Here is a 14676-nt window from a genome sequence, read left to right on the forward strand (position 1 = left end):
CTTCCATTATCATCTACGATGCACAAGGAAAAGTTGTCATGACAATGAATCAGGTTCAATCCGGAGAGATGCTTTCACTTGAGGCATTCGAAAGAGGAGTTTACTTGGTGAACATTATGACTACTTCAGGTAATCATACCGAAAGATTGGTGAAACAATAATTTGCCATCAAAAAATAGAAAACGGCGGTCTCATTTGAACCGCCGTTTTTATTTTACCCCTTTCTAATTCCGGGTTTTCCCTGTTTTTTGTGTAACGAATAAGAACAAAAGACAAATAACCCTAATTTAGCAACGTTATGCCAAAAAAAAACGCTTCTTCCACTAAGCAGTCTTCGCAAAAAGCAACTGCACCAGTCGTACTGGTCGACAATTCACAATTAATCCAACGCAGAATTTTTTGGATGTTGTCCATTGCTGCATTCGTACTATTCGGATCTACTATCCAACATGGATTCGTACTGGATGATTTAGCCGTGATTGAAAACAATCGGTTTGTTCAAGAAGGTTTCGGGGGAATCCCGGATCTGTTTTCTACTTTTTACTGGAAAGGTTTTTGGGATGCCAATGCCGGATTATACCGCCCTTTATCCATGGTCATGTTTGCAATCGAATGGGCAATTTCACCTAACACCCCTGCAATACACCATTTCGTCAATGTACTTTTATATGCCCTTACCATTGGATTACTCTTTAAACTCCTGATAAAATTACTACCTAATTATTCCGTTTGGGTTTCGTTCGCAATCACACTTGTTTTCATGGTTCATCCAAGTCATACAGAAGTGGTAGCAAATATCAAAAGTCGGGATGAAATTCTCTGTTTCCTGTTCTTCCTACTCACTTTTCAAAGTATACTGAAAGCGAGAAAAGGAAAAACAATCGATACGGTCAAAACAGTTCTTTTATTCCTAGCTTGTCTCTTATCCAAGGAAGCCGGAATCATGTATCTACCGATTTTAGGACTTTACTTTTGGATGGTAAAAAGCGAATCAATCGGTTCAGCCTTTAAAAGACTAGTTCCATTGCTCATCATCACAGGAGCCTGGTTGATTCTGCACCAATTGGTCATTCATTCCGACCCTACTCCACCCATTCAATATGGCTACCATGATAATTCACTGATTGCATGTGAAAACGGGTCACGATACGCTACCGGAATCAGTATTCTTGGTCGTTATATCCTCGAATCCGTAGCTCCTTACAATCTAAGCTACGATTATTCCTACAATCAGATTCCTTGTTTGAGTTTTACTTCTCTTCCTGTAATTGGTACATTGGCAGCTTTGATCCTATCCGCAATGATTGTCATCAAAACACGCAAATCAAAACCCGAAATTGCATTTGGAATCCTGTTTTTCTTTATTACCATAGCCTTGGTAACGAATATTTTCTCTTTGATCGGAACCACCTATGCCAATCGCTTAGTTTACGCTCCTTCCTTAGGAATCATTATGGCATTCGTTATAGGTCTATTCACTTTATTCAAGGCTCAACAAACTGAAAAATGGCAATCAGGAGCAATCTTGATTTCGGGATTAATCGGAATTGGGTTCAGTGTCCAGACTATCCAGCGAAACCAGGTTTGGGAATCCAACGCGACTCTTTTCGCTGCAGATGTTCAAAACAGTCCGAACAGTGCGCGTGTTCACTTCAATAACGGTGTTCTGAAAATGAATACCGATGAACTCGATTCCATAGCGGCACGACAACAATTACTAGTTGCTGCATCCAGTTTCAAAAAGGCCATTTCCATTGATTCATTGGACGTAGGCTCTTATATTGATCTCGGAGTTACCTGCTTTCGATTGAATCAATTTGAACAATCCATTTTCTATACCCAAAAAGCGATCGATCTAAACCCAAAGGATACTTCGCTATATGCAAATTTGGGAGATGGTTATTTCATGATAAACGATTTTGACCGATCGGCTAAAGCGCTCAAAAAAGGTGTGCTTTGGAAAGATGCCACTCCTACCAATTACAAACACTACGGTATTTCCCTATTCAATTTGAAGCGCTACAAAGAAGCCATTCCCGTTTTCCAAAAAGGGCTTCAAAAATTCCCTGATGATGTCGAAATGGCTTCCAACTTAGGGAACTCCTATGGTGCTGCAGCTAACTTCGGAGAAGCCGGGCAGGTATTTGAAACTATTTACACCAAAGATTCTTCGAATGTGAATGCGCTTCGATTAATGGTCATATCCTATGAACAAGCTGGAAACAAGGCTAAAGTAACTCAATACGGTCCTTTATTAAAATAGGAATTCTGATGGCTTACTCAAGCTGAAAAGTATTAAAACCAAGTTACTACTGGTTAAATGGAGGCTCATCTTGGGTCTCCTTTTTTGTTTAATTTGTCACGTCCTGAAATAAAAAAGAGAGGAATTAATTAAAATTCCCCTCTTGCTTTAACTTACTCAAAAAATGATGATTTAGGTGGCAATTAATTTCAGTAAGCGCAAATGCATTTGAATCAAGGTTAAATTCTGCAATGCAATTTTGGTTGTATTGGAGGCTAGGTCAATCGAACTAATCTCAAACACCAAATCTTTTTGTTCAGGATAAGCCGCTTTTAATCTTCCGTTTATTTGTTCGGTCAACTTACAAATCAAATCCCATTTCTCTTGAATAGTTGCATCGATAACACGTGACATTGCTTCTTCCTTGGGCAAGCGGCTGAAGGCTTCATCTTCCGGCATTACATCGTATTCCTTTTCCGTTAATTGTGTTGAGCTTCGAATGATCATCGATTTCAAACTGATGATTTCCTGATTCAACTTAACCACTTGTTTCTGCAATGCTCTAACATCTGCTTGGTTTACTGATGTAACCTTTGATTGATCCATCTTTTGAACTTCTTCATTCAGCAAGCGATACGCTTGTTGCGAAGACTCTTCTACCTTGGTGGAATACCCCAAATTATACATTGCGAACAATAATCCGCCGCAAGCCATCATCAAAACGGAGTTAACAGTTGTATTGAATTTCAACTCCGGTTCTCTGAATCGTGTAAAGAAGTAGAGCGGAACATAAACAAAGGTGAAAGAAACCAATCCGCCTAACATCAATATGTTTGCGTATGGCCAGTGCATGATTTTAAATAAAAATCCGAGTGAGGTGAAGATCCCTATGAGGAAACCAAAACTAAGTACAATTTTATCGGTTTTAGAAGTTTTATCCTTGAATTTTATTGCAATCATCAAGGGCAAGAAAATTAAGCTGAACAGAGTTATTCCTAGCACTATGCAGACTCCGGCTCCAGGGTAATGTAAGATTTTAAAAATAGAGCCTATAAACGTGAATGCGGCTGCTAATAGTCCTGATATATTTACTATTTTTTTCATGGCGTAAAAATGTTTGAAGGTTAATAACAATTCTGTTTCCTCCTGAATTTCACGCAAGTTGTCGTTAAAAAATCGAGGCAAGAGCCCTTGAAAGAACTGGTCAAAGTTGTCTGTTTCAGACATTTCATTCTCAATAATACAGCACATGTGATCCAGTAGGTTATATTGCAGATCTTCAATAGTAACCCCATGCGCTTCAATTTCACGAAGAATAAAATCAACTTGCTCGTCCGAAACTCTAACCATTTCCAGTTCTTGGCTCTAAATCCAACAGGAACTTCATGGTATTCATGAAATCCACCAACTCGTTTACCTTCTCTTTGGCTGTCGACTGCCCTTTTTCAGTGAGTGTATAGTACTTGCGTACCCGTTTCCCGATAAACACCGCTTCCGTTTGCAATTCGCCTTGTGACTCAAGCGCATGCAGGGTTGGATAAAGTGCTCCTTCGGTAATTTGGATTTTCTCACCGGTGAGATCTTTGACGCGTTGGGTAATTTCATAACCGTACATTCTGCCGTTGTCCTTAAGCAGATTGAGAACGATTGTTTTGAGTGTACCTTTTAAAAGTTCTGATGAATACATAGGACAAATATACATAAGAATATTATGTATGCAAATTTTTACATAAGAAAGTTAGGTATAAAATTAACTTAAAAAGTTAATACATTGATTTTAAGTATTTTAATAATGTGTTATTTTGATTTTTTCTTGAGAAACTGAATTAGATCGATTATGCAAATCATCTTTTTCACTGACTTGAAAAGTCAAAAAGTGAAATACGGTTTTAAAAGTTCTTTCAAAAAACAGATTTTAGACTGCTGATTTAAGGCTGCTTATCCATTCCTCAGCTTTCTCCTGTGAAAGGAAAAATTTAACAGGTTTATCAGGCTTCAGATTTGAAAGAAAAAAATTCGCCATGATGCGTTGTGCGGGAGAATTAATAACATAAGCTTTTGCGATTGCATAAGACATGGCGAGAGGACCGGCTAAAGTTTGCATACTTTCTGCAGTGATATTGGAATATTGCCCGGAAAGAATGAGTAAATAATATTGCTTTCCTTCAGTTATTGACAAAATATCTCTTATCACAATTGCTGTTTGAGAATCATCGTACTCTACGTCTTTAAACGTTGTTATTTCCAACACATCATCAGATCTGAGCGTGATATTACAGTATTCGCCTTTTAGTTCTTTTAGTATCATTTTGTTACAAAGTAATGATCCAGTTCAAATGTAATTAATTTAACACAACAACCGATAATTGTTAATCGGAGAATGATTCATCCTTTACAAACTTACATTTTATCAAACAACAGAGCAAACCAATTTGAGCAACAAGATGGAATCGATTCAGGCATTGTGAGGATACATCTATCCAGTGTAAGATTAGCCCATTTTACCAAGGTAATATTTTTTCGAAGTCCAAATTGAATTGATTCGTCCCCATCAGAAGCACAATTTCCAGCCTTCAATCCAAATTTCCACCATTTTGGTACATTCATCAAATCCACCCTTTCGAATCTTTTCGAAAAGCAGTCAATTTGCTGCAAAAAGATGAAACACTCGTTTACTTCTATCGTTCTATTCTGCTTAACATTCCTCTTGTTTCAATCTGATTCAATCGCCCAGGAAATCAAATCCGAACCTGTAAAACCAGTCATCAAATTCAATCCGTTTGATGGCGTAATCGTTGCAGGATATGTTGATAATGGTGCTTTCGTGAATTTTACAGGACCAAGTGTCAGCCTCACTATTAAAAACTCAAAAATCCTTCTGGGGATGCTTCCTTCTCTTCGCTACAAAGAAGATCATGGGATCTTCAAAAACTCCCCGATTACTCCTAACCTGGGTTGTGGACTGACCTATTGCTATAAAAAAATTGCAGTGCAAGTCCCTCTTTACTATAACGCCAAAACAGCAACAGCAAACGGTAGGTGGAATATCGGGATTGGAGTCGGGATGCGCCTGAAATGAGAAAAAGCGATATTCAGATAAGTAATCCGTAATTTTACTCAGCTCTTAAGCCTGTAAAGACAATGGAACAAAAGCTTCTCTCCTATTTTTCAAGGATACTTCCTCTTACTCAAGAGGAAATTGATGGAATTGTTGCAACAATGACAATCAAAAAATATTCAAAGGGAACCATTCTATTAAGTGAAGGCAAAATTTCATCTGAAGCATATTTCGTTTTGGAGGGTTGTGTGCGTCAGTATTTCCTGATAGACGGTCAAGAAAAAACAAACAACTTTTTCACGGAAGAACAGTGGGTCATTTCCATGCAAAGTATGGCAAATAGTACTCCTTCAAAGCACTTCCTGGAATGTTGCGAAGACAGTCTTCTGGTTGTAGGAAACCGCGAAAAAGAAGAATTACTTTACCGTCAATTCCCCAAATTGGAAACGATTTCCCGCAAGGTGATGGAAAAAGTGTTTGCCGAACAACAGGAACTATCAGCATCCTATTTTACCGATACACCAGAAGAAAGGTATTTGAATTTGTGGCGTACACGACCAGAGTTATTGCAACGAATTCCACAATACATCATAGCAAGTTATGTAGGAGTAAAACCGGAATCACTCAGCAGAATCAGAAGGCGCCTTTGGCTTTGAATTTTCTCAATCAGCTGTAACCTGAATTCCCACATTCCCCTTTTTATGACCCAAGTCCACATAGGCATGTGCAGAGGCGATTTGATTCAGGGTATATGTCCGATCCAAAACAGGTTGATATTTCCCTTCGTCTATCAGATCCTTGATCAAATTCATTCCCTCTGCTGATTCCTTGATCACTCCTGTCAATACTTTCCGTCCGGTCATTCGTGCGAATCCTCCACGCAGCATTTGAGGCAATCCGGCAGCTCCGAGAATCAAGACTCCGTCTTTTTTCAAATGTTTGATGCTTTGAGAGAAACTCAGCTTATTTACCGCTTCATAAATTACATCGTAACGAGTGTTGTTTACAGATAGCTTTTCCTTTTGGTAATCGATCACGCTATCTGCACCGATCTGCTTCATCAAATCTGCATTTGAAGCACTGCAAACGGCCGTCACTTCCGCTCCGAAGCTTTTTGCCAATTGTACCGCTGCGGAACCCACCGCTCCGGAAGCTCCGTAAATCAATACTTTCTGTCCGGGTTGAATCCCTGCTTTTCGGATGAAATGTAAAGCTGTCATTGCTCCAAAAGGAATGATTGCTGCTTCCGTATGACTTACCGATTCAGGTTTTAAACTCAACGCAGCCGTTTCTTTAATTGCTTTAAATTCGGCATAAGCTCCAAAACTCATTCCGGTCGACCCAAAAACAGCATCTCCAACTTTAAACCGGGTAACAGCAGTTCCGATTTCTACTACTTCTCCGGAAAAAACACCTCCCAGAATGGGTTTCTTCGGTTTGGAAAATCCGAAAAACAACCGTACCGCCCAAGGGTCCGCTTTTCGAATGCGAACATCGCCTGAATTCACTGCTGTTGCGTGAATCCGTATCAGTAATTCATTTGCTTGAGGTGTCGGTTTGGGAAGATCCACCATTTTCAGTACCTCCGGACTTCCGTAGGCTGTACAGTAAACTGCTTTCATGTTCTATTACAATTGATTTGAACACAAAAGTATTCCAACAGCTTTCGGAATTCATTGACTTGGGTTAAGAAAACATTTGAATACTAAAATACGAGTCGTCAAAATTCATAATCTGATTATTCGACATTTCAAAAAAGTCAAAAAGAAACCAATTCAAGGATTAGTCTCTTTTTGACATAAAACGGAATTATTCAGGTTATTCTATGACCAATTTACCAAGTGCTTCCTTAGTAAACATTCTCAAATCATCTTGGTGACCTTCCTTGATTTTTTGTACCCAAAATGGATCTGCCAAGATTGGACGTCCAACAGCAACCAAATCAAAGTCACCTCTATCCAAACGACGAATTAATTCATCCAAAGATCTTGGTTCCGAACTTTCCCCGGCAAACGAACCAAAGAAGTCGCCTGACAGCCCCACTGAACCAACTGTGATTGTTGCTTTTCCACTTAGTTTTTTTGCCCAGCCAGCAAAGTTTAAATCAGATCCTTCAAACTCAGGTTCCCAAAAACGACGTTGAGAACAATGAAAAATATCGACACCTGCATCGCTTAAAGGATTCAACCAAGCTTCCATTTCCTGAGGTGTTTTTGCTAGCTTATAATCATAAGCTGTTGGTTTGAACTGTGACATCCGAAAAATAATTGCAAAGTCTTCGCCAACTTGTTTGCGAACCTCTTTGATCACTTCAACCGCAAATCGCGTACGTTCAGAAAGCGTTTTTCCTCCGTAAATATCCGTACGTTGATTCGTTCCTTCCCAGAAAAACTGGTCAATCAAATACCCATGCGCACCATGAATTTCCACCGTATCAAATCCTAAGCGTTTTGCATCAGCAGCAGCTTTACCAAACGCTGCAATGGTATCAGCAATGTCTGAATCAGTCATTGTTCTTCCATTATTAAATCCAGGATGATTCAACCCAGACGGACCTTCAAAAGGAACTGGAGGCAACCAACCGGAAGCATGATTATTCATCACCCCCATGTGCCAAATTTGTGGAGCCATTTGACCTCCAGAAGCATGCACGCTATCAATCACATTTTTCCAACCGTTCAGCGCATCTGTTCCATAAAAATGAGGAATATTTCCATCGTTCGACGATGATGGTCTATCAATGACTGTTCCTTCAGATAAAATCAACCCAACTCCACCTTCAGCTCTTTTTTGATAATAAGTTGCTACCTCAGTTGTAGGAACACCATTTGGTGAGAAAGAACGAGTCATTGGAGCCATGACTATGCGGTTCTTCATATTTAATGATTTCAGATTAAAAGGTCTGAATAGACTTGTATTTTTCATGAAAATTTTAATTTAAAGTTCTGATTGAATAAAGTTTGATAAAAGCGAAAAAGTCTCTTCATTCCGCTTGTAATAGGTCCACTGACCTTTTCTTGTTGACTGCACTAAACCTGCACGTTGCAACATCGATAAATGCTCCGATACGGTAGACTGCGTAAATCCACACTTTTGGTGAATTAGTTGAACACAAACTCCATCTCCATATTCTGCTTGCCCGGGAAAATTGACTTCGGGTTTTTTTAACCATTCCAGTATCTGCAGTCTGGCTTGGTTTGATAAAGCTTTGAATATTTCTACTTGATTCATGGTACAAAGGTATATCGGAATATCCCGATATATAAATTTATCCAACTTAAAATTTGTTAATCATTCTTCTTTAAGACGAAACTTAAAGCCCGGTAAGGAAATGACCAAAATGATTTTCTAAACCCTATTCTTTAGCTTGAAATAACTAATTTTAATTCATGGCTCAAAAAGCAATCATTATCGGATCCGGAATTGCGGGAATTGCGAGTGCAATCCGTCTAACTAAAAAGGGATACGCTGTTTCTGTTTTTGAAACAAATGACTATCCGGGAGGCAAACTGACAACCATTCAACTCGGGAATTACCGTTTTGATGCGGGTCCTTCCCTCTTTACGCTTCCAACGTTGGTCGATGAGTTATTTGAAATTGCAGGAAAAAATCCGAGGGATTACTTCAATTATCAACAACTCGAAATGCTTTGCCATTATTTCTATGAAGATGGGACTGTTTTACACGCTTACGCAGATCAAAAACAATTATTGAACGAAGTCGAGAAAAAACTTCAAGTAGATTCCAAACCTTTGAAATCATATCTGGAACACAGTGAATATATCTTTGAGCGCACAAGGCATTCCTTTCTTGAAAAGTCCTTGCATAAATTCAGTTCTTATATTTCTTTGGATATTCTGAAAACGGTTACTTCCATGCGAAAGCTGAATCTGTTTGAAAGCATGCATGAAGTCAATCAAACGCAGTTGAATCATCCGAAACTGGTTCAGCTTTTCGATCGATTCGCCACCTACAATGGTTCGAATCCTTACAAAGCTCCCGGAGTACTAAACAGCATCCCACATCTTGAATTCGGAATCGGTTCCTTTTTTCCGCAGGAAGGAATGCACCACATTCTAAAAGCATGTATGAAATTAGCAGAAGAATTGGGTGTGAAATTTCAGTTCAATGAACGAGTCCGAGACATTCAACTAAAGAATGGAAAAGTAATCGGAATTGAAACTGAAAAAGGAGTTTATCCGGCCGAATTGATTATCAGCAATTGCGATGTGAAACAAACTTACAATCAATTAATCCCAAAACAAAAAGCTCCAAAAAAGACAATGGAGCAGGAACCAAGCAGTTCTGCACTCATTTTTTATTGGGGAATTAACCAACCGTTTCCCGAATTGGATGTTCACAATATTCTATTCAGCGCTGATTACGAAGAAGAGTTTAAAGCCATTTTCAATGAAAATACAGTTAGTGCCGATCCAACGGTTTATATCCATATTTCATCCAAAATCGTTTCCGACGATGCGCCTAAAGGCACCGAAAATTGGTTTGTAATGGTGAATGTTCCCAGCGACCAAGGTCAGGATTGGGAAAAATTGCGTTTACGTGTTCGACAGGCAGTTATTGAAAAAGTCAACCGGATTCTGAAAACCGATATTGAATCGTTGATTGAAGTAGAAGATTATTTAGACCCGATTCGTATCTCGGAACGCACAAATAGTTTCGCCGGAGCACTTTATGGAGCAAGCTCAAACGACCGGATGGCTGCATTTTTCCGTCATCCCAACTTCTCTAAAGTAAAAGGCCTTTATTTCGCCGGAGGAAGTGTTCATCCCGGAGGAGGAATTCCTCTATGCTTGCTTTCCGCGAAGATTACTACGGACCTAATTGATTAGTCCTAGCCAATAATTGTGTATTTTCGACAGAACGAATGAATCATTTCCTTAAGTCGAATTTTTTGTGAAAACCATTTTACTAATCGAAGACGATGCCATTTTGAGTCGCAATATCAGCGATGCATTGATGGAAGAACAACTCCAGGTTGAATTTGTTTACGATGGAACCATTGCGGAAAAACTACTGAAGAAAAAAAAGTTCGACTGCGTTATCCTGGATATTAATTTACCTGGAAAAAACGGCTACGAAATTTGCAAAAGCTTTCGTTCGTATAATACTCAGACACCTGTTATCATGCTCACTGCTTTTGATGAATTGGAAGATAAGGTTCAAGGATATGATTGTGGTGCGGATGACTATCTCACGAAACCTTTCTACATGCGTGAATTGTTATTGCGCATCCAATCCCTGATAAAACGGAGTGAGACTGGTAATTCAAAAGATTCCTCTGAAAATGCGGTTCTTCTCGCAGACGATGTGGTCATTAATCAGACCACCAAGAAAGTCACCCGGAAAGGACAGGAAATTTCACTGACACCAAGAGAGTTCCAGATCCTTCTTAAATTGGTTTCTTCCAAAGGAGAATTGGTCTCCAAACAAGACCTGGTAAAAGAGATCTGGGGAAACATCGTCGATGCAAACACCAATACCATCGAGGTTTATATCAACTTCTTGAGAGGTAAGGTCGATAAACCCTTCGGGAAGCAAAGTATCAAGACAAAAATCGGCTACGGCTATTATTTTGATGCGGAATGAAAATCAGGAACAAGATATTATTCTACTTCTCACTGATCATTCCGGCGATCACTGCTATTGCCTTCCTGGTTATCTACATTTTGTCTTCAGAAAATAGGGAAGAAAGTTTCCAAATGAGACAAAAGGAAAAAATTTCCACCACACTCGAATTCCTTTCTGACATCAAGGAATCGGATGCGGATATCATTGAAACCCTGGATCAGATTACTATCAATGAATTATATAACGAAAAACTGCTTCTCTTCAACAAGGACAAGGAACTCATCTACTCCAATATTGTAGATATTCCTGTTCCCGTTTCCAAAGACATCCTGATCCACCTGAATCCAAAAAACAAATGGATCGAAACCAAAGACGGTTTATATGACGTTGTCGGGACCTACATTCACCGGAAAGGAAAAATCTATTACGGAGTAAGCAAGGCCTATGACGATTTCGGGTACTCCAAATTGCGGTATTTGAAATATATTTTGGTTATCACATTTATCAGTATCACTATCGTAATCGTTCTTGTATCCTTTTATATTTCGCGTAAAATCACCAATCCGTTGGAAAACATCACCGCCCAAATCAGCAGCTACGATTTCAGTTCCAATTTCCAACCGATCGCATTCAGGGATACGCGGGATGAAATTGCTGTCCTGGCAAATGTTTTCAATGAATTAATGACCCGGATGAATGAAGCTTTCGCCTTCCAAAAACACGCAATCCACCATATTTCACATGAACTGAAAACACCAATTGCAATTCTTGTCTCCAACTTCGAGCGAATGGAAAAAGAAACGGATCCCGAAGCATTGAAAACCCAGATCAAGAATCAAAAGGAAGATACCCGTAGTTTAAGTGAGATCATCAATTCACTGCTTGAAATTGCAAAAATTGAAACTACCAATGATCATTTCAATGAGCGATTCAGAATAGACGAGCTTATTTTCGATGTTTCTGACAACCTGAAAAATGTGTACCCCGATTTTGTGTTCTCAGTGGATTACCTGGAACCTATTGATGAAAGTCAATTGGAAATAACCGGTAATTCAAGACTCATGAGGGCCGCTCTTTCCAATCTGATGGAAAATGCAATCAATTACAGTTCCGATAGCCATGCATCCATTCACATAGAGAGCCAAGGACAATTGGAAATCTATTTTGAGAACAAAGGAAAAATCCTGACCAAGCAAGAAGTCAATTACCTCTTCAAACATTTCTTCCGTGGGGGAAATAGCAAAGGAAAAAAAGGATTTGGCCTGGGTCTGGTATTCGTGAATAAAATCATTACAATGCATGGAGGTTCAATAACTTATGAAGCAAAATCCAAGAACATCAACCGCTTCCGAATCATCCTTCCTTAAGCTAAATTTTACCCGTTTTAAGCTGTTTTTAAGCTCCTGAAAAGTTAATTTGTACTTTATAAAATCAAGTACATGCAACAATTAGTAGTGTCACTATTCCTGATTCTTCTGACCTCAGTTGGAATTCACGCACAAGATACGTTGCGACTCAGCATCAGAAGAGCAGACAGTGTATTTCTAGCTAAAAATTATTACCTCTTGGCAGCTTCCATGGATATTGAAGCACAAAGAGCACAAATAATTCAGGCGAAGATTTATCCCAATCCCATTTTCACAGCAGATTTCAATGCGTATGATCCATCCAATAATCAGGTGTTTCACGCAGGGAAATCAGGGCAAAAAGCATTCCAGCTGGAACAGCTCATTATACTAGGCGGAAAACGACATGCGGAAATTGAACTGGCAAAAACAAATGTCGGAATTGCCGAGTTGGAGTTCCAACAATTGGTCCGTGAGCTCAAATTTCGATTGCACAGCGACTTATACACCATTGGTCAACAGGATTTTCTTTTGAGAAAGTATGCCAATCAACTGAATTTGCTGGATACACTTCTGAAATCTTATGAGACCCAGGCGAACAAAGGAAACATCGCCCTGAAGGAAGTGGTGCGTTTGCGCGGTGCCTATATTCAGTTGAATAATGATCGCGCAGAATTGTTTCGATCTTACATCCAAACACAAACTGACCTGCAGATCCTCTTACAGACAAATTCCATTATTTTACCCGATTCCACGGAAAGCGATCTGAGTCATTACCTCATCCCTTCTTCAGTTGGTGATATCCAAACCACCGCAATGGAAAATCTTCCCGAATTGCTTGTAATCAGACAGAACAAGGTACTTGCAGAGCAATATCTGAACTATCAAAAACGCGCTGCGGTTCCCGATATCAACTTGTTTGCCTCCTATGACCAACGTGGAGGAGCATTCAACAATCAGATCAATGCCGGAATTGCGATTCCACTGCCTTTCTGGAATCGGAACCAGGGAAATATCAAAACCTCCCAATACCGTTTGCAGGAAGCGGAATACAACCTGTTTGCAAAGGAAAATGAGATCATCAGCCGAATCAATAACAATTACGCCTATTACGTGCAAACCGTCTCCGAATACAAAAAATCAACTGAACTGTACAATGATGATTTTGAAAAAACGGTGGAAGGGATGACCATGAATTTCCAAAAAAGGAATGTTTCCATTATTGAATTCATTGATTTTTTTGAATCGTACAATGATGTATTGGCAGAATTACTTCGCATTAAAACACAATTGGTCATCTCAGCAGAGCAAATCAATCTATTAACCGGAAAAGATATTTATTAAGATGAAAATAACCCGATATATTATTGGAGCATCCATTGCTCTTGGTTTTTTAATCCTTGACTCATGCAGCACTAAGGAATCCGAAAACACGGTGGAAACCTTCACCATGAGTGATACCATGTTGAAAAAGTGTGAGTTCTATACTACCGGTAATCAGGACGTAAAAAACAGCATCCGTCTCTTCGGGAAAATTGAAGCAGACAACAACAGAATGGCTCAAATCTATCCTATTCTGAGCGGTGTGGTGACCTCCATCAACGTGGGATTGGGCGACTATGTGAAACAAGGTCAGATTCTGGCAAGTATCCAGAGTGTGGAGATTGCAGGTTTCCAAAAAGAACGTTTGAATGCGATCAACGATGTTTCGACAGCTGAAAAAAACTTGCAGGTTGCCAAAGACCTGTTCTCCGGGAAATTGAATTCCGAAAAGGATGTTGCAATGGCTTCAAAAGAATTGGAAATGGCAAGAGCGGAACTCAGAAGAATCAATGAGATCTATAAGATTTACAATTTGAAATCCGGTTCAATTTACAACATTGTAGCTCCGATGAGTGGTTTCGTGATTACCAAAACCCTGTTTCAAAACGAGCAGCTGCGTTCCACTGATTCCGAAGCCTTGTTTACCATCGCAGAAACAAAAGAAATCTGGGCAGTGGCGAATGTGAATGAGATTGATATCAGTAAAATCAGGGAAGGATACGATGTCACAGTGCAAACCCTGGCTTTTCCCGATCATCCCTACAACGCAAAAATCCAGAAGATTTACAACGTGATCGACGAAAAGACGAAATCCATGAAAATCCGGATCTCCCTTCCAAATGCCGATTTCAAGTTAAAACCCGAGATGAATTGCACGGTGGATGTGCATTATTCTGAAAATCAGCAAATGATCACCATTCCTTCTTCTTCGATCATTTTTGACAAGAATAAATATTGGGTGATGGTTTTCAAAAACCGGCACGATATCGAAACCCGTGAAGTGGAGGTTTACCGGCAATTGGGAGACATTTCATACATCAATCACGGGTTGAAATCCGGAGAAAAGATCATTTCGCAGAATGGTTTACTGATTTACGACGCTTTAAACGATTAAAAAA

The 14676-nt window shown here is 39.4% G+C and carries 14 protein-coding genes; 8 read left to right on the forward strand and 6 right to left on the reverse strand.

Translation table 11 applies throughout. The annotated features are described in order from the left end of the window. Positions 1-298 precede the first annotated feature (298 nt). On the forward strand, positions 299-2263 hold the full coding sequence (locus AAG807_RS17060) for a tetratricopeptide repeat protein (RefSeq protein ID WP_341906549.1): 1965 nt from the start codon (positions 299-301) through the stop codon (positions 2261-2263). A gap of 171 nt (positions 2264-2434) precedes the next feature. On the opposite strand, the gene AAG807_RS17065 is transcribed toward AAG807_RS17060, so the two are convergent. From AAG807_RS17065 to AAG807_RS17075, 3 genes are all read right to left on the reverse strand, one after another. Beyond that, complete coding sequence (locus AAG807_RS17065) at positions 2435-3592, reverse strand: hypothetical protein (protein ID WP_341906551.1); 1158 nt, start codon at positions 3590-3592, stop codon at positions 2435-2437. Continuing rightward, the gene (locus tag AAG807_RS17070) at positions 3585-3929 is read right to left on the reverse strand and encodes a PadR family transcriptional regulator (RefSeq protein ID WP_341906553.1); all 345 of its coding nucleotides are present in this window, start codon (positions 3927-3929) and stop codon (positions 3585-3587) included. The genes AAG807_RS17065 and AAG807_RS17070 overlap by 8 nt, the downstream gene beginning before the upstream one ends. Before the next feature lie 228 nt (positions 3930-4157). After that, positions 4158-4550, reverse strand: a complete 393-nt coding sequence (locus AAG807_RS17075; RefSeq protein ID WP_341906555.1) for a hypothetical protein — start codon at positions 4548-4550, stop codon at positions 4158-4160. Positions 4551-4901: 351 nt separating this feature from the next. Here AAG807_RS17075 and AAG807_RS17080 point away from each other — a divergent pair, with 351 nt between their 5' ends. Both AAG807_RS17080 and AAG807_RS17085 read left to right on the forward strand, forming a co-directional pair. After that, positions 4902-5321: a hypothetical protein gene (locus AAG807_RS17080; RefSeq protein ID WP_341906557.1), complete on the forward strand. Its 420-nt coding sequence runs from the start codon at positions 4902-4904 to the stop codon at positions 5319-5321. A 62-nt stretch (positions 5322-5383) separates the two neighbouring features. Further along, positions 5384-5956: a Crp/Fnr family transcriptional regulator gene (locus AAG807_RS17085; protein WP_341906559.1), complete on the forward strand. Its 573-nt coding sequence runs from the start codon at positions 5384-5386 to the stop codon at positions 5954-5956. Between the two features lie 6 nt (positions 5957-5962). Here AAG807_RS17085 and AAG807_RS17090 read toward each other — a convergent pair whose 3' ends face one another. From AAG807_RS17090 to AAG807_RS17100, 3 genes are all read right to left on the reverse strand, one after another. Continuing rightward, entirely contained in the window at positions 5963-6922 is a 960-nt protein-coding gene (locus AAG807_RS17090; RefSeq protein ID WP_341906560.1) for an NAD(P)-dependent alcohol dehydrogenase, read from the reverse strand. Between the two features lie 196 nt (positions 6923-7118). Continuing rightward, entirely contained in the window at positions 7119-8225 is a 1107-nt protein-coding gene (locus AAG807_RS17095) for an NADH:flavin oxidoreductase (protein WP_341906562.1), read from the reverse strand. 12 nt (positions 8226-8237) lie between these two features. Next, positions 8238-8531, reverse strand: a complete 294-nt coding sequence (locus AAG807_RS17100; RefSeq protein WP_341906564.1) for a metalloregulator ArsR/SmtB family transcription factor — start codon at positions 8529-8531, stop codon at positions 8238-8240. A gap of 158 nt (positions 8532-8689) precedes the next feature. On the opposite strand from AAG807_RS17100, the gene crtD reads away from it, so the two are divergent. From crtD to AAG807_RS17125, 5 genes are all read left to right on the forward strand, one after another. Beyond that, entirely contained in the window at positions 8690-10150 is a 1461-nt protein-coding gene (gene crtD, locus AAG807_RS17105; RefSeq protein WP_341906565.1) for a 1-hydroxycarotenoid 3,4-desaturase CrtD, read from the forward strand. Between the two features lie 64 nt (positions 10151-10214). Beyond that, complete coding sequence (locus tag AAG807_RS17110; RefSeq protein ID WP_341906567.1) at positions 10215-10907, forward strand: response regulator transcription factor; 693 nt, start codon at positions 10215-10217, stop codon at positions 10905-10907. Continuing rightward, positions 10904-12256 carry an ATP-binding protein gene (locus AAG807_RS17115; protein WP_341906569.1) on the forward strand — a complete coding sequence of 451 codons (1353 nt, stop codon included), beginning with the start codon at positions 10904-10906 and terminating at the stop codon, positions 12254-12256. The genes AAG807_RS17110 and AAG807_RS17115 overlap by 4 nt, the downstream gene beginning before the upstream one ends. Positions 12257-12328: 72 nt before the next feature. Further along, entirely contained in the window at positions 12329-13579 is a 1251-nt protein-coding gene (locus tag AAG807_RS17120; RefSeq protein WP_341906571.1) for a TolC family protein, read from the forward strand. Between the two features lies 1 nt (position 13580). Continuing rightward, positions 13581-14672 (forward strand): efflux RND transporter periplasmic adaptor subunit, encoded by a 1092-nt coding sequence (locus AAG807_RS17125; RefSeq protein WP_341906572.1) that lies wholly within the window; start codon positions 13581-13583, stop codon positions 14670-14672. Positions 14673-14676: the final 4 nt, after the last annotated feature.

This window comes from Fluviicola taffensis DSM 16823 (assembly GCF_943372375.1).
Lineage (GTDB): Bacteria > Bacteroidota > Bacteroidia > Flavobacteriales_D > Crocinitomicaceae > Fluviicola > Fluviicola taffensis_A.